Source organism: Rhizobium sp. BK619 (genome assembly GCF_014195245.1).
GTDB lineage: Bacteria > Pseudomonadota > Alphaproteobacteria > Rhizobiales > Rhizobiaceae > Rhizobium > Rhizobium acidisoli.
The window spans coordinates 1-21,428 of the sequence record NZ_JACIBH010000023.1; the positions used below are offsets into that span (position 1 = coordinate 1).

At 60.5% G+C, this 21,428-nt stretch carries 19 protein-coding genes and 1 tRNA gene; 8 read left to right on the top strand and 12 right to left on the bottom strand.

Annotated elements, in window-relative coordinates; all coding sequences use genetic code 11:
• Positions 1 to 441: 441 nt before the first annotated feature.
• The 4 genes from FHX14_RS31625 to FHX14_RS31640 all read right to left on the bottom strand — a co-directional run bounded on the left by FHX14_RS31625 (position 442) and on the right by FHX14_RS31640 (position 4,381).
• Positions 442 to 1,029, bottom strand: a complete 588-nt coding sequence (locus FHX14_RS31625) for a hypothetical protein (RefSeq protein WP_179613675.1) — start codon at positions 1,027 to 1,029, stop codon at positions 442 to 444.
• 121 nt (positions 1,030 to 1,150) lie between these two features.
• Positions 1,151 to 2,143, bottom strand: coding sequence for an Hsp33 family molecular chaperone (locus FHX14_RS31630; RefSeq protein ID WP_003588771.1), 993 nt, complete (start codon positions 2,141 to 2,143; stop codon positions 1,151 to 1,153).
• 87 nt (positions 2,144 to 2,230) lie between these two features.
• The gene (argF, locus tag FHX14_RS31635; protein ID WP_003588772.1) at positions 2,231 to 3,145 is read right to left on the bottom strand and encodes an ornithine carbamoyltransferase; all 915 of its coding nucleotides are present in this window, start codon (positions 3,143 to 3,145) and stop codon (positions 2,231 to 2,233) included.
• 36 nt (positions 3,146 to 3,181) lie between these two features.
• Entirely contained in the window at positions 3,182 to 4,381 is a 1,200-nt protein-coding gene (locus FHX14_RS31640; protein ID WP_184381012.1) for an aspartate aminotransferase family protein, read from the bottom strand.
• A gap of 425 nt (positions 4,382 to 4,806) precedes the next feature.
• Here FHX14_RS31640 and FHX14_RS31645 point away from each other — a divergent pair, with 425 nt between their 5' ends.
• The gene (locus FHX14_RS31645) at positions 4,807 to 5,340 is read left to right on the top strand and encodes a GcrA family cell cycle regulator (protein WP_184381014.1); all 534 of its coding nucleotides are present in this window, start codon (positions 4,807 to 4,809) and stop codon (positions 5,338 to 5,340) included.
• A 277-nt stretch (positions 5,341 to 5,617) separates the two neighbouring features.
• Here FHX14_RS31645 and phoB read toward each other — a convergent pair whose 3' ends face one another.
• From phoB to phoR, 7 genes are all read right to left on the bottom strand, one after another.
• Positions 5,618 to 6,301, bottom strand: a complete 684-nt coding sequence (phoB, locus tag FHX14_RS31650; RefSeq protein WP_003570612.1) for a phosphate regulon transcriptional regulator PhoB — start codon at positions 6,299 to 6,301, stop codon at positions 5,618 to 5,620.
• 134 nt (positions 6,302 to 6,435) lie between these two features.
• Positions 6,436 to 7,149, bottom strand: coding sequence for a phosphate signaling complex protein PhoU (gene phoU, locus FHX14_RS31655; RefSeq protein WP_003570614.1), 714 nt, complete (start codon positions 7,147 to 7,149; stop codon positions 6,436 to 6,438).
• Positions 7,150 to 7,193: 44 nt separating this feature from the next.
• Positions 7,194 to 8,009, bottom strand: a complete 816-nt coding sequence (pstB, locus tag FHX14_RS31660; protein ID WP_003588779.1) for a phosphate ABC transporter ATP-binding protein PstB — start codon at positions 8,007 to 8,009, stop codon at positions 7,194 to 7,196.
• Between the two features lie 15 nt (positions 8,010 to 8,024).
• Positions 8,025 to 9,347, bottom strand: coding sequence for a phosphate ABC transporter permease PstA (gene pstA, locus FHX14_RS31665; protein ID WP_184381016.1), 1,323 nt, complete (start codon positions 9,345 to 9,347; stop codon positions 8,025 to 8,027).
• Entirely contained in the window at positions 9,344 to 10,825 is a 1,482-nt protein-coding gene (gene pstC / locus FHX14_RS31670; RefSeq protein WP_184381018.1) for a phosphate ABC transporter permease subunit PstC, read from the bottom strand. The genes pstA and pstC overlap by 4 nt, the downstream gene beginning before the upstream one ends.
• A 167-nt stretch (positions 10,826 to 10,992) precedes the next feature.
• A complete protein-coding gene (locus FHX14_RS31675; RefSeq protein ID WP_184381020.1) occupies positions 10,993 to 12,027 on the bottom strand; it encodes a substrate-binding domain-containing protein in 1,035 nt (344 codons plus the stop codon).
• 379 nt (positions 12,028 to 12,406) lie between these two features.
• The gene (gene phoR / locus FHX14_RS31680; RefSeq protein ID WP_184381022.1) at positions 12,407 to 13,630 is read right to left on the bottom strand and encodes a phosphate regulon sensor histidine kinase PhoR; all 1,224 of its coding nucleotides are present in this window, start codon (positions 13,628 to 13,630) and stop codon (positions 12,407 to 12,409) included.
• Between the two features lie 241 nt (positions 13,631 to 13,871).
• On the opposite strand from phoR, the gene ppk2 reads away from it, so the two are divergent.
• The gene (gene ppk2 / locus FHX14_RS31685; RefSeq protein ID WP_184381024.1) at positions 13,872 to 14,753 is read left to right on the top strand and encodes a polyphosphate kinase 2; all 882 of its coding nucleotides are present in this window, start codon (positions 13,872 to 13,874) and stop codon (positions 14,751 to 14,753) included.
• A 324-nt stretch (positions 14,754 to 15,077) separates the two neighbouring features.
• On the opposite strand, the gene FHX14_RS31690 is transcribed toward ppk2, so the two are convergent.
• A complete protein-coding gene (locus FHX14_RS31690; RefSeq protein ID WP_184381026.1) occupies positions 15,078 to 16,277 on the bottom strand; it encodes a regulator in 1,200 nt (399 codons plus the stop codon).
• Between the two features lie 15 nt (positions 16,278 to 16,292).
• Here FHX14_RS31690 and FHX14_RS31695 point away from each other — a divergent pair, with 15 nt between their 5' ends.
• From FHX14_RS31695 to FHX14_RS31720, 6 genes are all read left to right on the top strand, one after another.
• Positions 16,293 to 16,523, top strand: a complete 231-nt coding sequence (locus tag FHX14_RS31695; RefSeq protein WP_184381028.1) for a hypothetical protein — start codon at positions 16,293 to 16,295, stop codon at positions 16,521 to 16,523.
• A 40-nt stretch (positions 16,524 to 16,563) separates the two neighbouring features.
• Positions 16,564 to 17,523, top strand: coding sequence for a nitronate monooxygenase family protein (locus FHX14_RS31700; protein WP_184381029.1), 960 nt, complete (start codon positions 16,564 to 16,566; stop codon positions 17,521 to 17,523).
• A gap of 121 nt (positions 17,524 to 17,644) precedes the next feature.
• Positions 17,645 to 17,720, top strand: a tRNA-Thr gene (locus tag FHX14_RS31705).
• A gap of 375 nt (positions 17,721 to 18,095) precedes the next feature.
• On the top strand, positions 18,096 to 18,638 hold the full coding sequence (locus FHX14_RS31710; RefSeq protein WP_184381032.1) for a hypothetical protein: 543 nt from the start codon (positions 18,096 to 18,098) through the stop codon (positions 18,636 to 18,638).
• Between the two features lie 163 nt (positions 18,639 to 18,801).
• Positions 18,802 to 19,164, top strand: coding sequence for a hypothetical protein (locus FHX14_RS31715; RefSeq protein ID WP_184381034.1), 363 nt, complete (start codon positions 18,802 to 18,804; stop codon positions 19,162 to 19,164).
• Between the two features lie 290 nt (positions 19,165 to 19,454).
• Positions 19,455 to 21,284, top strand: coding sequence for an RNA-directed DNA polymerase (locus FHX14_RS31720; RefSeq protein ID WP_184381036.1), 1,830 nt, complete (start codon positions 19,455 to 19,457; stop codon positions 21,282 to 21,284).
• The last annotated feature ends 144 nt before the right edge of the window (positions 21,285 to 21,428 follow it).

Consider the following 21,428-nt stretch of genomic DNA (forward strand, 5'->3'; position numbering starts at 1 on the left):
ATCCAATGCTTGCAACGAATCGCTCATGACCAAGATGAATCACTCGCGACCATCACCGTCAAGACTAAGTTAGCGCGTATGGGGTCAAGCCCGAGGACGACGGAGGGTGGGGAGAACGACCGGCAAGAGGCAAGCGGCCGGGAGCAAATTCATCAAAAATGTGCAGCGGTTTTGTTGGACGTGGGGTTTGCTTTACCTGCTTCTAAAGCGCGTCGCGTCAAACTTGATTCATGCGACGCGCTTGAGCTCTTTGTTTTTCCGAGACGTCCCGCTTCTTGCCGCTGGTTTCGCCCCAGCCTCCGTCGTCCTCGGGCTTGACCCGAGGACCCATGCGGCAAGCACTGCGCGTGGATGCGGCCGGCTCCAGCCTTCCAGTCAGCACCAACATGGACGCCGTACCCCCCGGCCGTGGATCCTCAGGCTTGACCAGTCAACAATCGACTAAAGGTCAAAAGGATCCGAGGCCTGGGTGCCTGGATTGGCTTCGAACGGGTCTTTTGATTGTGGTGGCGCTGGCTTTTGCGCAACGGCAGCGTTGACCGCCTTTTGGCAGGCGAGCAGCTCATCCGTTGCCTTCACGGAATTTTTCAAACTGAGGGCGACGATCTCTTTTCCGTTAAAGCTGGCGCGAAAACTCAGTTTACGCGCGAACTCCTCAACCAAGCCGGCATCCTTGAAATCGATCCATAGTGATTTGAGGCCATCAATATCCAGGCCGGTCGCCTGGGCCGTCCATTTCGAACGGTCCAAAGAGAGTTCGACGGGATATTGCTTGCCGCTTTCCAAGGATTTCCAGTTTGAATTTCCGAGCAGAATGTAAAAAGGGCTTTCCTTTTTTGTGTAATTGAAGCCGAGACGGAAAATGGTGCCGTCATCAAAGGACGTCAGCACGAAGCAGCCATTGCCTAAGGTCGGGTCGAGAGCCACGCTCCAGCCGCCGACCTCTTTCCATTGGATGGCCTGGTCACCGGCCAAGGCAATTCGCGGTATCGCAGCGATGCATGCAAGTACAAGATACAAAAGACGCATTGAGGCCCCGTCCCCCAAGAACCAGTTGAGATAATAGGTGCACAGTGACTACCGAAAGTCGAGTCACCGTGCTGCATCATCGCTAATCTTTTGTATTTGTTCTGTGCCTGCTCAACCCAGCCTATTCGGCCGGCTGAAGTTCGGCCGGCTCGAAGCGGTAGGTGGTCGAGCAGAATTCGCAGGTGACTGCGATTTCGCCATCTTCCTGGCTGGCCTCGATCTCCTCGGCGGTGAAGCCTTTCAGCACGCCCTTGATCTTGTCGCGCGAACAGCTGCAGCGGTCGAAGACCGCCCGCGGTTCGTAGACGCGGACGCCGCGTTCGTGGAACAGGCGAAACAGCAGCCGCTCGGTGCCAACCAGCGGGTCGGTCAATTCATCGGCGTCGATGGTCTCCACAAGCGATCGGGCTTCGGTCCATGCGTCGTCCTCGCCATGCGGGCGGTTGCCGTTATCGCCATCACCGCCGTGGAGGTCGGGCTGGCGCATGCGCTCCGGCGCCTCAGGCAGGAACTGGGCGACAAGGCCGCCTGCCCGCCAGCGATGGCGCGGTTTGCCGGCATCGTCGCGGTCGAAGAGTTCGGCGGCGGCCAGCCGCACACGCGTCGGGATCTGCTCCGACTGGCGGAAATAGACGCCGGCGATGTCCTCAAGCGAGGTGCCGTCGAGTTCAACGATGCCCTGATAGGGCTGGCCGAACTTGCCCTGATCGATGGTGAAGGCGAGCACGCCCCGGCCGAGCAGCTGCTCGGGCTCGGTTTCGCCTGCGGCGATGGCTTTGTTGAGCAGCGCCTGATCGAAACGGGCATAGGCACGGACGTTTTCCGGCGTCGAGAAATCGGCGACGAGAAGATCGACCGGGCCGTCGCCCTTAGTCTGCACGGTGAATTTGCCGTCGAATTTCAGCGAGGTGCCGAGCAGCACCGTCAGCACCACGACTTCGGCAAGCAGCCGGGCGACGGGTGCGGGGTAATGATGACGCTCGAGGATCGCGTCGAGCATCGGGCCGAGCTGGACGGCGCGGCCGCGCACATCCAGACCCTCCACCTGGAAGGGGACGACATGGTCATCGCCGGCGAAATCGAACTGGCCGAGGGCGGCTGCAGCTTCTGCCATGGATTCACTCCTAGTTTTCAAGCGAAAGGACAGGGTGCCCTTCGCTCGCGCGGCCGCGCGTTTTCACACGCGGCGTCCGATTATGGTTCAGATCGCGCCCAGGCACCAAGCAAGAATCGACTTCTGCGCATGAAGACGGTTTTCCGCCTCATCGAAGACCACGGATTGCGGGCCGTCGATCACCTCGTCCGTCACTTCCTCGCCGCGATGCGCGGGCAGGCAATGCATGAACAATGCATCGCTGCCGGCCTTGGCCATCAAGGCCGCGTTGACCTGATAAGGCTGGAAGACGTTGTGACCCCGGGCCCGATGTTCCTGATTCATGGAGACCCAGGTATCGGTCACCACGCAATCGACGCCGTCGACCGCACGGTCGGCATCATGGCAGAGCATGATTTCGGCGCCCTCATTGCGGGCCCAGTTCAGATAGTGATCCTTGGGCTCCGAGCCAAGGGGCACGGCCATGTTCATGCGATAGCCGAAGCGCGCCGCCCCTTCGACCAGCGAATGCAGCACATTGTTGCCGTCGCCGGTCCAGGCGATGGTCTTGCCCTTGATCGGGCCGCGATGCTCTTCGAAGGTCATGATATCGGCCATGATCTGGCAGGGATGGGTGTCATCCGTCAGCGCATTGATCACCGGCACGGTCGCATGTTCGGCAAGCTCCTTCAGCCTGGAATGCTCGGTGGTGCGGATCATGATCGCATCGACATAACGCGACAGCACCTTGGCGGTGTCGCCGATCGTCTCGGCGCGGCCGAGCTGCATCTCGGTGCCGGAGAGGAACAGCGTTTCGCCGCCGAGCTGGCGCATGCCGACATCGAAGGAGACGCGGGTGCGGGTCGACGGCTTTTCGAAGATCATCGCCAGCATCTTGCCGGCGAGCGGCTTGTCGCCCTTGCCGGCCTTGAATGCCTGTTTGCGGGCGAGCGCATCGTTCATGATGGTTCTGAGGTCGGCTGAGGTGACCGCCGAAAGGTCGAGGAAATGTTTAGGAGCCATGTTCTTACCTGTCGTGCGCCCGCGGGCGCAATCCTTTCAAGCCGTCTTCTTGACCTTGGAGGCGCGGATGCTCTCGGCGGCGCGCTCGATGCGGGCAAGGCCCTCGCGGGCTTCCTCGGCGGTGACGACGAGGGGCGGAAGAAGGCGGATGACGTTGTCGCCGGCGGGCACGCCGAGCAGATGCGCGGCGCGGATCGCCTGCAGCAGGTCGGCTGAAGGAACGGCCGCCTTGACGCCGAGCAGCAGCCCCTCGCCTCTGATATCCTCGATCACATCGGGATAGCGGTCCTTCAGCGAGGCCAGTCCCTGGCGGAAGACGAGTGCCACGTCGCGCACCTGTTGGAGGAAGCCATCGGCGAGGATGATGTCGAGCACGGCACCGCCGACGGCCATGGCGAGCGGATTGCCGCCATAGGTCGAGCCGTGCGTGCCGGCCTTCATGCCGGAGGCGGCCTCAGACGTGGCAAGGCAGGCGCCGAGCGGGAAACCGCCGCCGATGCCCTTGGCGACAGCCATGATATCGGGGGTGATGCCCGACCATTCATGGGCAAAAAGCTTGCCGGTGCGGCCGACGCCGGTCTGAACCTCGTCGAGGATCAGCAGCAGGCCGTTTTCGTCGCAGATCTGGCGCAGCGCCTTCATGAACTCAGGCGTGGCCGGGCGCACGCCGCCCTCGCCCTGCACCGGCTCGATGAGGATTGCGGCCGTCGCGTCGGTGATGGCGGCACGGACGGCGTCGATATCACCGAAGGCCACCTGATCGAAGCCCGGCGCCTTGGGGCCGAAACCTTCGAGATATTTCTCCTGGCCGCCGGCGGCGATGGTCGCCAGCGTCCGGCCGTGGAAGGCGCCTTCGAAGGTGATGATATGGAAGCGCTCGGGATGGCCCTTGGAAAACTGGTAGCGGCGCGCCGTCTTGATCGCGCATTCGAGCGCCTCGGCGCCCGAATTGGTGAAGAACACCTTGTCGGCGAAGGTCGCTTCCGTCAGCCGCTTGGCCAGGCGCTCCTGGCCGGGGATCTCATAGATGTTGGAGAGGTGCCAGACCTTGTCGGCCTGTTCCTTCAGCGCGGCGACCACATGCGGGTTGCTATGGCCGACCGAGGTGACGGCGACGCCGGCGCCGAAATCGAGATATCGCTCGCCGCCTTCGGTGATCAGCCATACGCCCTCGCCTCGCTCGAACCGCAGCGGGGCACGAGAATAGGTGTCATAAAGCGGCGCGGCTTCAGCCATGGCGCGGGTCTCCCGATCAACGTTGTCAAACACAGGACTCCGGCTAAGAAAACCAGGCCCGAAAAATCAAAAATGCCGCCTTGCGGCGGCCAGCGGTACTATTTCCTTTTCGCGCTGCAATGTCAACAAAACTGCGCCCTTAGCGCATGCAGCAAGCTTGTACAGCGGTGTTTTCGACCTTCAACAGGCAATATTGCAGAAATGCCACGCAGCGGCAGCAAGTTGGGGAAAACTCCGAATTCGATTCATCCGGATTCATGCGACTCTTGTCACGGAGTCAGGCTCACACTAGGTTAAAGTTCAATTACTAGACTGCATGCGGCGGAACTAGTCACCAAAATTGATCAAGCGTTTCTTGTTTCGGAGGCTTCCGGGACAACGGTGAGGGATTCTGCCATCACCAACGCAAAAGGTGGAGACAGGGCATGAACTGGACAGACGAGCGGGTCGAGAAACTCAAGAAGCTCTGGGCCGAAGGACTGAGCGCCAGCCAGATCGCGGCGCAACTTGGCGGTGTCAGCAGAAACGCTGTGATCGGCAAGGTTCACCGGCTGAGCCTTCCCGGCCGCGCCAAGGCCGGCGGCACGGCCGCCACGGCGCGCACGCCGAAACGCACGACATCGGCGCCGCGCGCACCGAACTACGCCTCGCGGATCACCACCCGCACCGTCACCCGCCAGCAGGGCGCGACGATGCTGAAGGAAGAGATCGAGATCGAAACGGTCGAGGAAATGGAATACGTGCCGAAGGGCAACGTGGTCGTGCCGATCTCGCGCCGCCTCGGCCTGACGGAACTGACCGAACGCACCTGCAAGTGGCCGGTCGGCGATCCGCTGAAGGACGACTTCCATTTCTGCGGCTGCGAGTCCCCCGACAATTCGCCCTATTGCGGCTACCATCAGAAACTCGCCTACCAGCCGGTCAACGAACGACGCCGGGCGGCGGCCCGGGCGAGCTGAGCGGGTAAGACATTGTCGACATGCGAAAACGGGCTGAAAGGCCCGTTTTTTTGTGTGAGTGTGTTGGGTGTGGCTGCCCCTCATCCGCCTGCCGGCACCTTCTCCCCGCTTGCGGGGCGAAGGGGATATGCCGCAACCTCCCGGTCCTCTCCAACGTCTCGTAGGGCACGTCCCCTCGCCCCGTTTACGGGGGTCCGAAGGACGGGTCGAGACGTGTGGCTCGACCCCGGTCGGTTAGGGTGAGGGGCGGAGCTTGCTCGACTTTGTCAGAATCCCCTCAGGCTTCCATCGAATAACCGGCGCCGCGGACGGTGCGGATGACGTCCTGCATGTTGGAGAAGTTCAGCGCCTTGCGCAGGCGGCCGACATGGACGTCGACGGTGCGTTCGTCGACATAGATGTCGTGGCCCCAGACGCCGTCGAGCAGCTGCGAGCGGGAGAAGACCCGGCCGGGCGACGACATCAGGAATTCCAGCAGGCGGAATTCGGTCGGGCCGAGGCGGACTTCGCGGCTCTTGCGGTGGACGCGATGGGTTTCGCGGTCGAGTTCGATATCGCCGCATTTCAGCACGGTCGACAGCACCTCGGGGCGGGCGCGGCGCAGCATCGCCTTGACGCGGGCGACGAGTTCCGGGGTCGAGAAAGGCTTGACGACGTAATCGTCGGCCCCTGTCGAAAGCCCGCGGACGCGCTCGCTCTCTTCGCCGCGCGCCGTCAGCATGATGATCGGCAGGCGCTCGGTTTCCGGCCGCATGCGCAGGCGCCGGCAAAGCTCGATGCCGGAGACGCCGGGCAGCATCCAGTCGAGGATGAGAAGGTCAGGCGTGCGCTCCTGAAGCCTGATTTCGGCCTCGTCGCCACGAAGGATGGTATCGACCTCGAAGCCCTCAGCTTCGAGATTGTAGCGAAGAAGCACGCTCAGGGCTTCTTCGTCTTCAACAACTGCAACTCTCGGGATCATGCGTGTTGGTCTCCTCGCGCATGATCCTTAAACCGGGGGTGATTTAAGCAATGCATCCTGCGCAAAATCAGAAAAATGGCTGCGACCTCTTTGCGCGCCCCACATGGGCGCGCACGCAATAGGCTGGTGCGCGGTTATTCCGTGACCGCGCCGACGGTGTTGGCGCTGTCATCCTTCGGACGGTCGCCTTCCGGCTGCGCGCCGGTTGCCATGTAATAGATCGTCTCGGCGATGTTGGTGGCGTGGTCGCCGATGCGCTCGATGTTCTTGGCGCAGAAGAGCAGATGCGTGCAGCTGGTGATGTTGCGCGGATCTTCCATCATGTAGGTCAAGAGCTCGCGGAACAGCGAGGTGTACATCGCGTCGATCTCGTTGTCGCGCTCGCGGATCGCACTCGCCTTGTCGGCGGCGCGTGTCGTGTAGACGTCAAGCACTTCCTTGAGCTGGACGAGCGCCAGCTCGGACAGATGCTCGAGGCCGCGGGCGAGCTTGCGGGGAACCCCGGTGCTCTGCACGGCGATGACGCGCTTGGCGGTGTTCTTGCCAAGGTCGCCGACGCGTTCGAGATCGGCGGCGATGCGGATCGAACCCATGATTTCGCGCAGGTCCGCGGCCATCGGCTGGCGGCGGGCGATGGTGACGATCGCCTTGTCGCCGATTTCGCGCTCGGCGTGATCGAGGATCACGTCGTCGGAAATAACCTTCTGGGCGAGCGCAGTATCCCCGTTGACCAGCGCCCGGACGGATTCGGCGACCATCTGCTCGGCCAGGCCGCCCATTTCGGAAATCCGCCTGGACAGGAACTTCAGATCATCATCATAGGCAGAATAAATATGTGTCGATGCCATGGGGCTTTATCCTCGAATAACGGGAAGGCTCGGTGTCGCCAAAATCAGCCGAAGCGACCCATGATGTAGTCCTGGGTGCGCGGATCGTCGGGATTGGTGAACATCTTGTCGGTGTCGTTCTCCTCGACGAGATTGCCGAGGTGGAACATGGCGGTGCGCTGCGAGACGCGCGCGGCCTGCTGCATGGAGTGGGTGACGATGACGATCGTATAGTTCTCGCGCAGCTCGTGGATCAGTTCCTCGACCTTGGCGGTGGCGATCGGGTCGAGCGCCGAGCAGGGCTCGTCCATCAGAATGACTTCGGGGCTGACGGCGACGGCACGGGCAATGCAGAGGCGCTGCTGCTGGCCGCCCGACAGGCCGGTGCCGGATTCATGCACGCGGTCCTTGACCTCGTTCCAGAGGCCGGCGCGCTGCAGGCTGGTCTCGACGATCTGGTCGAGATCGGCCTTCGACTTGGCCAGGCCATGGATGCGCGGGCCGTAGGAGACGTTTTCGTAGATCGTCTTCGGGAACGGGTTCGGCTTCTGGAAGACCATGCCGACGCGGGCGCGAAGTTCGACGACGTCGATATCCGGATCATAGATATCGTCGGTGTCGAGGGTGATCTTGCCGGTGACCCGGCAGCCGTCGATCGTGTCGTTCATGCGGTTCAGGCTCCGCAGGAAGGTCGACTTGCCGCAGCCCGACGGGCCGATCAGCGCAGTTACGGTGTTTTCGCGAATGTTCAGGTTCACGTCAAAAAGCGCGCGCTTTTCACCGTAGTAAACCGAGACATCCTGGCCGATCATCTTATAGGGGACGTTGCTCATCTTCTGATCCAGCGCCTTTTCAACTGCAGCTTCCGTCAACATGTTCATGATCTGTAACTCCGTTTACCAGCGGCGCTCGAAGCGACGACGCAAGAGGATGGCGCCCATGTTCATGACGATCAGGAACAGGAGCAGGACGATGATGGCACCCGAAGTACGCTCGACGAAGGCACGTTCGGCCTCGTTCGCCCACATATAGACCTGCACCGGCAGGGCAGTCGAGGGATCGAGCGGTGTCGTCGGCGCATTGGCGACGAAGGCGACCATGCCGATCAGGAGCAGCGGCGCGGTTTCGCCGAGCGCGTGCGCCAGGCCGATGATCGTGCCGGTAAGGATGCCGGGCATGGCGAGCGGCAGAACATGGTGGAACACCATCTGCATCTTCGAGGCGCCGAGGCCAAGCGCTGCGGCGCGGATCGACGGCGGCACGGCGCGCAGTGCCGCGCGCGTCGCGATGATGATCGTCGGCAGGGTCATCAGCGTCAGCACCAGGCCGCCGACCAGCGAGGCCGAACGCGGCAGGCCGACGAAGTTGATGAAGACGGAAAGGCCGAGCAGACCGTAGACGATCGAAGGGACGGCGGCGAGGTTGTTGATGTTGACCTCGATCAGATCCGTCAGCCGGTTCTTCGGCGCAAACTCCTCGAGATAGATCGAGGCGGCGACGCCGATCGGCAGCGCCAGCACCAGCACGATCAGCATCAGGTAGAGCGAGCCGATGAGGGCGACACCAAGGCCTGCAGCCTCCGGACGGCTGGAATTGCCGTTGACGAAGAGGCCGGTGTTGAACTGCTTGTGGAGAGCGCCGCTCGCCTTCAGCTCGTTCATCCAGCCAACCTGCTTGTCGTTGACCTTGCGGTTCTTCTCATCGACCGAAAGGTCGATCTGGCCCTTGTTGGCGCTATCGACATTGGCGTCGGCGAGCACGGTGACATTGACCGTCTTGCCGATGAGCGACGGATCGGCAACGACCATGTCGCGCAGCTGGATCGGCGCGCCCTTGGAAAGCATGGCGGCTGCGTCCCGCACGTCAGGCTTGCTCGAGGCGTTGATATTCAGCTGCTTGACGATCGCATCGCGCAGCAGAACCGGGTAGTTGGCGGCGATCAGCACCGAAGGGTCGGTCGCACGCTTATTGCCAGGGTCGATCGTCTTCTCGGTGAATTCGATCGGCAGAGTGATCGCCGTCTGCTGGAAGGCGGTGTAGCCCTTGCCGATCACCGTCCACAGCAGGATGAACAGGAAGATCAGGCCGAAGGCGATGGCGGCGATGCCGTAGGCCTGGAACCGGCGCTCGGCGGCGTAGCGGCGCTTGATGCCGATATCGCGGCGGGCTGGCGCCTTGGAGACGGTGACGCCTGATTGCGAGGAAACAATATCCGTCATTCGTACTGCTCCCGGTATTTGCGCACGATGTAGAGCGCATAAATGTTGAGGCAAAGCGTGATGCAGAACAGCGTGATGCCAAGGGCAAAGGCAACCAGCGTCTGGGGCGAGGTGAACTCGAGGTCGCCCGTCAGCTGATTGACGATCTTGACGGTCACCGTCGTCATCGGCTCGAAGGGGTTGATCTGGATGCGGGCGGCGACACCGGCGGCCAGCACGACGATCATGGTTTCGCCGATGGCGCGCGAGGCGGTCATCAGAAGCGCGCCGACGATGCCGGGAAGAGCCGCGGGCAAGACCACTTTCTTGATGGTTTCGGAGCGTGTAGCGCCAAGACCGAGCGAACCATCACGCAGCGTCCGCGGCACGGCGGTGATGATGTCGTCCGACAGCGAGGAGACGTAGGGGATCAGCATGATGCCCATGACGATGCCGGCGGTCAGAACGCTCTGCGCCTGAATGAAGTTGGTGTAGTTGCCGGAGAGCAGGCCGCTGATCTGAGCGGAGAAATCGCGCAGGAACGGACCGACGGTGACGAGCGCAAAGAAGCCGTAGACGATCGTCGGAATGCCGGCGAGCACTTCAAGCAGCGGCTTGGCGACCCCGCGCAGTTTCGGCGAGGCGTATTCGGCCATGTAGATGGCGGCGAAGAGGCCGACCGGAACGGCGACCAGCATGGCGACCAAGCCGATATAAAGCGTGCCGAGCAGCAGCGGGATCAGGCCGAACTGGCCGAAGGACGAGCTGCCGGCGCCGGCAAAACGCGGATCCCAGACAGTGCCGAAGAAGAAGTCGGCGGCGGGAACGGCGGCAAAGAAGCGGGCGGCTTCCGACAGCATGGAGAATACGATGCCGATCGTCGTCAGGATGGCGATCGACGAGGCGAGCAGCAGGCCCCAAAGCATGACGCGCTCGACCCGATTGCGGGCGCGGAAGCGCGGCGCGATGGCGCGCAGTGCATAGAAGGCGCCGGCAATGGCGAGAATGAAGACCACCGCCGTCATGGAAAGGCGGCTCGTCATGCTCATGGCGTTGAGCGTCTTGGCGGCATCGAGCATGTAAGGCAGCGGCTGGCCGGCAAGCGGCACGCCCTTTTCGCTGAGCTTGGCCTGCAGGGCGGCCGGATCGCCGGCGACCGCTGCGGTTTCATCCGCGCTCAGCATCGTCAGGCCGCGGGCGACCGTCGCCACCATCGAATAGCCGAGATCCTGCTCGACACCGGCTTGCGCCTTGACGTCGTCAGGGAAGTGGCTTCGAACCGAGGACTGGATGATGCCCGGGCTAACCGAGAGCCAGACGCAAAGGACGATGAGGGCGGGAAGAACCGCCCAGATCGCCGCATAGGCGCCGTAATAGGCCGGCCGTGAATGCAATGCGGAGGACCGGCCTCCGGCAAGTGCTGAGGCCCGGCTGCGCGCGACCAGATAGGCGGCGGCGCCGATCACCACAAGGCACAAAAGTATGATGGATGTGCTCATTCGTTACGTCCCCAGGCCCGTAGCCCCCAAAGCCCGGCAGCTTCATCAGCCTGCCTTCAGCTTCCAATCATGCGGAATGAATTCAACCCTGCAGCACCGGAAACGCCGGCGCGCAAAGGGATAAGGCAATGCCGGCGCGGCTTTGCAGCGCCGCGCCGGCAAAGTCATTACATGGATTTACCGGCTTCGACGTCCTTGCGGATCGCGTCACGCTCGGCATCCGGAGCGGCAACGAGGCCGTATTCGACGAGCGGGCTGTCGGGGCCGATCATCTGGTCGGATACGAAGAAGTTGACGTATTCCTTCAGGCCCGGAACGGCGCCGAGATGTGCCTTCTTGACGTAGAAGAACAGCGGGCGGGAAACCGGGTAGGTGCCGTTGGCGATCGTTTCCGTGGAGGGAACGATACCGCTCATGCTGGCAACCTTGAGCTTGTCAGCATTGTTTTCATAGAAGGACAGGCCGAATACGCCGACGCCGGTCTTGTTGGCGGCGATGCGGGCGAGCGTTTCCGGATAGTCGCCGTCGATGTCGACAGCAGCGCCGTCCTTGCGGACTGCGACGCAGGCCTTGCCCTGAGCGGCCTTGTCGGCGATTTCCTTGGCGATCACGTCGAGTGCGCCAGAGGCTTTGCAGCCGGCAGCGAGGACGTTCTGTTCGAAGACTTCGCGGGTGCCGTGTTTTTCGCCCGGGATATAGGCAGCGATATCAACAGCCGGAAGCTTCGGGTTGACTTCCGACCACTTCTTGTAGGGGTTGGCGACGAGCTTGCCGTCGACGACGACCTGGGCTGCGAGGGCCTTGTAGATGTCTGCGGGAACGTAGGCGACATCCGGGTTGGAAGCGTCGGTTGCGAAGACGATGCCGTCATAACCGATCTTGACTTCCTGAATGTCCGTCACGCCGGCAGCCTTGCAGGCTTCGGCTTCGTTCTTGTTGATCGGACGCGAAGCGTTGGCAATGTCGATGGTGTCTTCGCCAACGCCCTTGCAGAATTCCTTCAGACCAGCGCCCGTGCCGCCGGATTCAACGACCGGCGTCTTGAAGTTGGTGAAGGTTTCACCGAAGGACTCGGCAACGATCTTTGCGTAAGGCAGGACGGTGGACGAACCAGCAACCTGAATCTGGTCGCGGGCGACGGCAGCGCCAGCGAAAGCGGCGGTTGCAGCGAGCGCGGCAACGGTGAGCTTGAAGGTGTTCATTAGAAATCTCCCGGCATTTGGGCTTGTGTGAGTGCGGCCTTTCGAGAGGCCCTCGCAGTGCCTTTTTTCATCGGCGGGACTCTCTTAGCGCTGTAAGCCTCGTCCTTTTATGTCAAATCGGTGAAACATTTGTGACAGATTAAGTAGTTGATATTAAATCATAAATTATACAGCATTCAGCCAATCACGTCGGTGGCCGGCAAAGTTGGACCGCATACTCGACCTGGCATTGCAAAATTTTTCATAAGCGGCCTGTCGGTTGCCGGACGCCCGCAAACGGGCGAAGGGCACGTGCCGCTACCTCTCGACTCCCTCTTCTCCCCTCGGGGAGACGGGACCCGCAACCTCTCCGCCCCTCGCAGACCTCGCATAGGACACGTCAGAAGCGCACCGTAAAATCGGTGCCCTTGCCGACCTCGGACTTGACGATCAGCCGTGCCCTGTGGCGAGTGAGGATGTGCTTGACGATGGCAAGGCCGAGGCCGGTGCCTTTTTTCGATCGGCTGTCCTCGATGCTGACGCGATAGAAGCGCTCGGTCAGGCGCGGCACATGCTCGGCCGGAATGCCCGGGCCCTGGTCGATGATGCTGACCTCGACCGGCTGGCCGGCGCCGTTCTTCAGCCAGACATCGACGGTCTTGCCCTCCTGGCCGTATTTGCAGGCGTTTTCCATCAGGTTCTCGAACACCTGGACAAGCTCGTCGCGGTCTCCCAGAACCTCGACCTTGCCGTCGGGCAAATGCAGGTTGATGTCGACGCCGACATCGCTTGCCAGCGGCACCAGCGCATCTCTGACATGGCCGAGCAGCGGCACCAGGTCGATCTTTTCATCCGGCGCGATGTGCGATTTCAGCTCCAGCCGCGACAGCGACAGCAGGTCGTCGACCAGCCTGCTCATGCGCGTCGTCTGATCGAACATGATGGCGAGAAAACGCGCCTGCGCCTTGAGATCGTTCTTCGCCGGTCCCTGGATCGTCTCGATGAAGCCGCGCAGCGAGGCAAGCGGCGTGCGCAGCTCATGGCTGGCATTGGCGACGAAATCCGACCGCATGCGGTCGATGCGGCGGACCTCTGAAATATCGCGGAAGGAAAGGATGAAGTAGCGCTCTCGCGCGCCCTCTTCGGCCGAAAATTCGACGGGCGCGCTGCGGACGATATAGACGCGCTCGGAGGGCAGCCGCTCGGCATGCTCGATCTGGTTCGGCGCGTTGGTGGCGATGGTTTCTCGCACCATATCGAGCACGCCGGGCGAGCGCAGGCGGGCCGATATATGGGCGCCGAGCGCCACCTCGCCGAAGGCCTTTTCAGCCGCCCGGTTCTGGAACAGCACCGAGGCGTCGTCCGACAGCACCATGACCGGGATATCGAGGCCGGAGAGCGTGGCGGACACTTCAGGCAGGCGGCTTGGCGGCGCCTCCGGCGCAATCTCCACCGGCTCGGCGGGTTCGTCCTTGATGACGGGCGCCTCGTTGAAAAGCGCGGTGACGATCATGATCAGCAGGAGGCCAAGCACAACCCACTTGTTCATGCCGGCGGCAAGCGCGGCGAGCGCGCTGAGGATCGCCGCCAGCAGCACCGGCCGCTCGCGCCGGATGCGCGCCAACAGGCTCTTTCTCCACGGAGTTTCGTCTTGCAAGTGTCCTCGCGGCGTCGATTCGTTTTTGTTAATATTGAACTCTGCCTGATAGCGGCAATTCATGACAGAAGTTTTCGGGCTGCCGCTCTGATGCGAAAGGCCGCAGCCGAAACCCACGAAAAAATATCGGCGAATGCGAAAGATTTGATTTCCAACGGTAAATATGTTCGCCTGCGAGAAAGAACCGATCGGGCTTAAGGAGGAGCATATGGCCGAGACCGTCGAAAACAGGGCCGTGGAGCTGGAGATCCGCGGAAAGAACCGCACCTTCGATGTCGACGATCCCATCCTGCCGGACTGGGTGGACGAACACGCGCTGGAATCCGGCGACTTTCCTCACAAGAAGAAGCTGAAGGAAGAGGACTATGTGGAGCAATTGGAAAAGCTGCAGGTAGAACTCGTCAAGGTACAGTTCTGGCTGCAGGCATCCGGCAAGCGGGTGATGGCGCTGTTCGAAGGCCGCGATGCGGCCGGCAAGGGCGGGGCGATCTCGGCCTCCTCGGAGAATATGAACCCCCGCCTTGCGCGCGTCGTGGCGCTGACCAAGCCGACCGAGCGCGAACAGGGGCAATGGTATTTCCAGCGTTATGTCGCGCAGTTCCCGACCGCAGGCGAGTTCGTGCTGTTCGACCGCTCCTGGTACAACCGCGCCGGCGTCGAGCCGGTCATGGGCTTCTGCACGCCGCAGCAATATGAGGATTTTCTCAAACAGGCGCCGCAGCTCGAAAAGATCATCGCCCATGAGGGTATCTTCTTCTTCAAATTCTATCTCGATATCGGCCGCGAAATGCAGCTGAAGCGCTTCCACGACCGCAGGCACGATCCGCTGAAAGTCTGGAAGCTCTCGTCGATGGACATCGCCGCGCTGACGAAATGGGGCGACTACAGCGAAAAGCGCGACCGGATGCTGAAGGAAACCCATACGGATTTCGCGCCCTGGACGGTGATCCGCGCCAACGACAAACGGCGGACGCGCCTCGAACTCATCCGCCACATGCTGAACAGGATGGATTATGACGGCAAGGACGAGAAGGCGCTCGGCGAAGTCGACAAGGAGATCATCGGTTCAGGACCCGGATTCCTGAAATAAAAGCCGGGCCATTGGCTTCGCCGAGGCTGGCACAAAATCACCGCGCGCTCGCGCTACTTGCCACACAGGCTCCCCACCCTCCGTCGTCCTCGGGCTTGACCCGAGGACCCATGCGGGTGAGCACTTCATTTCTGTTGAACTGAGGCGACCGCCGCCCAACAAATTCAAGCGAAGCGCTTGCGGCATGGATACTCGGGTCAAGCCCGAGTATGACGGAGAGTGGGGGGCGAGATGAGCAAGAGGCGAGACGCCCGGAAGAATTTCACCAAATGAGCCAGCGGTTTTGCGTGAGGATCGCGTAAAATAAAAGGTGGCAATTCCACATTATTGCCCCGGCAGGATGCGGATGGCGAAGAGGTTGATGCCGCGCGCCTTGCCGTCGAGATCGCTGTTGATCGTCAGCGTGCCCGGCGCATTCGGCGCCAGCGAACGGTCGAACTTCACCTGCAGCAGCGCATCCGACTTTTCGCGGGTGACGTTGAAGCGATGGCGGGCGCAATTGCCGAGCGACTGGAAATTGCATTCGACGGTAACCTGCGTCGGCTCGTCGCTTGTGGATTGCAGCGTCAGTGCGATGGTCGAGGATTTGCCGGCAAGCTGCTGCAGCACCGAGGCGGGAACGCTGATCGAGATATTGCCGTCGGCGGCACCACTTTGCGAAATCAGGCGGACGGCGGGGCCGTCATTCTCGGCGATCTTTTCGGTGCGCGCCCGCGGGCCGCTCTGGACCTTGTCGGCGTCATCGGGCTTGAAGACGGGGATCCAATCGGCGGAAAAGCTGTTCTGCGGATCGATGGTCACCGGCTCGTCGGTGTGAGGGGCCGCATTTCCGGCGCTGTCGTCATTGCCGGTGAAATCCTCGGGCTGGGTGCTCGCCGGCGGATTGGCGACGCTGGTGTCGCGCTCGGCGGCCGTCAGCAACAGGCCCGACGTATGCGCCCACCAGGCGCCGATACCGATGAAGGCGAGCAGGACGCACCAGACGAGAAGCCTGGAAAAGAACTTGCGCGGCTTGCGGCGGCCTGCCGCCCGCTCCGGACGGAAATCCATGTCGGTGGCGCGCTGGCCACGGCCAAGCCGCTCCTCGCCAACGGGGGCGGCGGCGAGATGGTCGGCACTGCCGGCACGCACGTTGTCGAGGCTGAAATCGTCGCCGCGGCTATGGGCTACCTCGGGAGCGCGGGTTTCGCCTGCGGCCACGGGGCTGTCGATCTGGTTGTCGATATCACCCGCATCCGCTTGATGAACCGGCGGCGCCGGCATTTCGACGACGGGCGGCACTGGCACCTCAGGCGGCCTCTGGCGCGGGTGAAGGCGGTCGCGCTCCTCGCTTTCGATGGCGTGGATGGTGCTTTCCAGGCGATGGCGATGATGGGCAACGACCTCGGTATCGGTAATATCCTGCTTGCGCAGGCCGGCTTCAAGCGCCTGGCGGGCCGACTGATAGATCCTCGCTCGAACCTCCGGATTGTCGCGATCGGAATTATCGAGCGCTGTTCTGATGGCCGTTTCTAATCCGCTCACTTCAAGTCCTTCACCTTGAACCCGGCATCGGACTGCAATCCCCGCCGTTCTCCATCAAAATTCGGTAGCGGCAAGTGCGGCAAACCGCAAGCCTTGCAGGCCCGGCTGCAGCGGATCGGCGGGGATAATCGCCAGGTTTCGCCGCTTGCGGACCTTATTCCATTGGCTCTGTCGGCCGCTTATATTCCGGCAGAAATCGACGAAGGCGTGGCAGCCGCTCTTTTATCGCCTTTTCTTCTCTGTTAAGAGATTGACGTTTTCGTAAACGTCAATGGATGCACAAACCATGGCCCTGCCCCCGATCCTCAGCGACAAATTGAGACTGCCGGTCATCGGCTCGCCGCTGTTCATCATCTCGCATCCCAAGCTGACGCTGGCGCAATGCAAGGCGGGCGTCATCGGCGCGTTTCCAGCGCTGAACGCCCGGCCGGAGAGCCAGCTCGACGAATGGCTGGCCGAGATCACCGAAGAGCTCGCCCGCCACGACGCCGCCCATCCCGACAGGCCGGCTGCCCCCTTTGCCGTCAATCAGATCGTCCATATGTCGAACAAGCGGCTGGAGCACGATCTGTCGCTCTGCGTCAAATACAAGGTGCCGATCGTCATCTCCTCGCTCGGCGCCGTGCCGGAGGTCAATGCCGCCGTGCATTCCTATGGCGGCATCGTGCTGCACGACATTATCAACAACCGCCACGCCCATTCGGCAATCCGCAAGGGGGCCGACGGGCTGATCGCGGTGGCGGCCGGGGCCGGCGGCCATGCCGGCACGCTGTCGCCCTTTGCGCTGATCCAGGAGATCCGCGAATGGTTCGACGGACCGCTGCTGCTCGCCGGCGCGATTTCCACCGGCGGCGCCATTCTCGCCGCAGAGGCGATGGGCGCCGACATGGCCTATATCGGCTCGCCCTTCATCGCCACCGAAGAGGCCCGCGCCACCGAGGCCTACAAGCAGGCGATCGTCGAAGGGGCTGCCGGCGATATTGTCTATTCCAACTATTTCACCGGCGTGCATGGCAATTATCTCAAGCCGTCGATCGTGGCCGCCGGCATGGACCCGGACAACCTGCCCGCTGCCGACGTCTCGAAGATGGATTTCGAACAGGCGGTCGGCGGCGCCAAGGCCTGGAAGGACATCTGGGGCAGCGGCCAGGGCATCAGCGCCATCAAGGCCGTCGAGCCGGTGGCCAAACTCGTCGACCGGCTGGAGGCCCAATACAAGGCGGCGCGCGCCCGGCTGGCGCTCTGAACCGGCTCTCGCCGCCCCTGCCCTCTTTTTTGCCAAAGCCATGACAGGGTGCTTGAAATCTTCGGACAATGGCTGTATCAGCGCCATGCAAATCGCGGGCCGCATGCTTCGGCCGTGAAATGCCGCTTTAGCTCAGGTGGTAGAGCACATCATTCGTAATGATGGGGTCGCAGGTTCGAGTCCTGCAAGCGGCACCAGTTCTTTCAGATTTCAGTAGATTCTTGAGATGGCACGCCGAGGTGCGGTGATGCCTCAACGCCATCCGCGGCGCCTCGGGTTGTCGTTCCTGGGCGTTGGTGCGGCATCCTCCGACGGACCTCATCCTGAGGTGTGCAGCCCGCAGGGCGGAGCCTCGAAGGACACGCCGCAAGGTTGCTCCTTGCATGCGGCTGCTGTCGGCGCGCCCGCCTCGCCCTTCGAGGCCCCTGCGGGGCACCTCAGGATGAGGCTCTCTTGGGGTACTGCGCCGGGCTACTCCTCCATGCTCACGCGGTGAGCTGCAACGCTTGCCATAGCACGTATACGCTCTGCTATATTTCTACTATCACGCCATTCTTTAAGGTAGATTCATATTGTTGAGATTGCTTATTTTACGATGGGAATTCCCACTGATTCCAGCGCTCTTCGCGCTGGCATCCCACCTCACCTTTGTATTCCAAGAGTTCTATAAACCTGGCCCGAAAAGCTGGGAGACCTCGATCCTTTGCGTCCCTATTTTGGCTTATGTTTATGCGAATGTTTTGTCGATCCTCGTAGAGCGGACGCCCGCTTCAATGCTGTTGGCATCACTCGCGACGGCACTTCCGTCCGCATGTCTGGCAATCTATTTCTTCTACTCGCGCCAGATTAGACGCAAACCTGACCCGCAGATTTCAACCCTCAAGATGTTAGGCTATGCGCTTGCAGGCCTGGCCCTCATTGCAATAGCGGCTTATGGCCTCGCCGAAATCCCCGCATGCACTGACGCAAAGTGCCGGCGCGGGGCCGAGTTATTTGGCCATGTCGAGTTTGGCAGGTATTACCTGATCTGCCTTGTTGGCGGAATGATCGGCATGTCCTCCCTTCTACTTCTCCATGACGCTTTGAGGCGGTTTTTCAAGTTGGCTAGCAAATGATCCCGGGGTTTTGCGCCCTGGCCGGCCTCATCCGCAGAGCATTTGCGATAGCGCCGGGACTCCCTTTTATTGCCATCAAACGACCGTGAAAACCGCACCCGCGACAGGAACATGCCGCCGCCGAGCAGGTTCTTCCCTTGAGGCAACAAGCACGGAGAACATCATGTCCTGCAAACTCATCGCAATATCCCTCCTTTCCATCGGCTTTGCCGGCTCGGCTATGGCGCAGACGGCAGGCGGTGCGAATTCCAACGGGCGGCTTTCGGTGGCGCCTGTTATCGGCGGCTCGGGAAGCTCCAGCGGTTCGGCTGGCACCGGATCCGCCGGCACTGGCGCTGCGGGCAGCGGTTCCGTCGGCACCGATCCCGGCGCGACCGGCAGCACGAGCGGCAATGGCGGCGTCGAGCTCAACAGCGGCCGCAGCACGATCAATCCCGGCGGGGTCAATCCCGATCTCAAGCCGACGCCGGGTTGCACCGCCGGTTCCGGGGATACCGGCTCGGGCGGCGAGGCCTGCCCGCAGTGAGGATAGGCGGATGTCCGCCTGATAGGATGAGGGCCGGGGGCTGAGCGCCGGGCCTTCGTTTCGGCTGCCGCGAGAACTGCTTTGCCGACCAGTTTTCAGAACGTAATACTACCGCATCCCTCCGCGAGCGGCGATCGCCCTACCAGCCTGCCATTTTTTCGGCGGAAGGCGACAGAGACTCAGCTTTTCATTGCCAGGCCGGCCACCGTGTAAATGGGAGGAAGCATCGGCTCGGACGGCTTGCCGATCGCCTTTAGGTAGGTAATGTTGCGACATGGGTTCAAATCAGATTGAAAGCCGCCCTCTTGCAGTCTCCCAAATTCCAGTTCCTCCAACAAGACCTTAAAGATGTCTTCTCTGCTCCGCTGATGCGCGAAGAATGGAAGAAGCGCGTTCGCTATCAACTTAGAAAACAACTTGTATTCGATGCGATCGAGTATCGTGACTATAACGACAATTTAACGAGGTTGATCTCTCAGATTCAGAGAGAGGTTCTGTCCGGAGAGTACATTGTCAGAAAGCCAAAGAGGTTTTTAGCGGAGAAATCTCGCGGTTTATGCCGCCAAATGACGTTGGTCCATCCCAGAGATTTGCTTGTTTTAGAGCGACTCTCCAGAAGTATTTTCTTCGAACTGAAATCGAAGGCACCCAGCAAGGCAGCATTCTTTGAGCCAGACGATGGAAATTTTGTTAAAGGCTTTCAGCAGAGCGACCACCAGTATGGCTCATTTGCAAGTTGGAAGCGATTTCAAAAAGCGGTTTTCGGCTTCGCAAACGAAAATAACTATATTGTCATCACCGACGTCGCAAATTTCTATGATTTCATTAATTTTCAGCACCTTAGGAACATAATCGCCTCTCTGGCCAACATTCGGGAGGGAGTATTAGATCTTTTGATCCACGTCTTAAATCGTATGACCTGGACACCTGACTTCATGCCTCTGACGCAAATTGGAATGCCTCAGATCGAGACTACGGCGACGCGGGTTCTAGCGAACGCTATGCTGTATGAAGTTGACAAAGTCTGTGAAAATTCAGCCGTTTCGAACTATGCGAGATTCATGGATGACATGGACATTGGCGTTGACACGTTGGCTGCGGCAAAGGCCATCGTGCGTGATTTGGACCTGACTCTTCAGTCTCGTCAACTACGCTTAAACTCCTCCAAAACGCGCATTCTCTCTCAGCCCGAAGCGTTCGATCACTTTTGTGTTGAAGAGAACTCGGAATTGACGGTGTTTGCGGATGCGATAGCGAAGGGCGACAAATCTCAGACCATTCAAGTTTCGATCGCTTCAACCTACGAGCTTTGGCTTGACCGGAAAGACCAAGGAGAACCGGGAGCGAAATCCCCATTCAGAAGAGACAACGGATCCAAGATTCATAAATTTATTTTCAGCCTGATGCATGAGTGCGGCTGTAACATACCGGACGCCGATCTGATCTGGCTTATTAAAAACAGTCCTGCGATGAGATCGACTGCACTCCGGTATCTTGCTTACTCAAGTAGCAACAATGCCGCATTTTCTGAAATCAGTAATTTTATATTCAGTGGGGTATTTGTAGATGACGCTTCATTCGTTGATATAACTGGCTACCTCCTGCACGCGAGATTTCGGCGGGCGGATAACCTGATCCAACTAGTTCGTAAATTTTGTAAAATCGCAGCCCAAAGAGGCGGCGTCGGTCTTCACGGCGCAATTTTTGTCGCCAGTAAATTCCTATCGAGAGAGGAGATTACTACACTACTCGTAACGAATATCGGAAAGATAGCGGAAGATTTCTGGTTGTGTCGAGCCGCAGCTGGAACTTCACCGCGCTTTATCCACACACCGGATTGGAGCAAGTTTCATGACGCAATCAGAAAGTTAGAGAGTGAAGACGCGTACTCGGTCTTCAATCATTTTGACAACCTTTGCAGCGAATCGAATATATCGCAGTCTCAAAAGTCATATTTGACTGCGTCAAACGACAGCTACCCGCAGAAGATTTACTTTCCGAAAGTTCTTTCCCTTCTCGCAATCTCTAAGAATAAAGAAATCAAGAAAATCTTTCCGCAAATGCATGCTCTGCATCCCGCCCTCAAAGGCGACCCATTCTTTCGCCAAATGGGATTCTAATTGCTGGCAGTCGAGTAAATATTAGTTCCAATCAATCCGCCCCTTAGTGGCAGTTTGTGGAGGGAACAATCCCACCACCGGGCTGGTTCTCCTTTCAAGGCAAAAGGATGGAGAAAACAACGGTTAGCGTGAGAACTGCTTTAC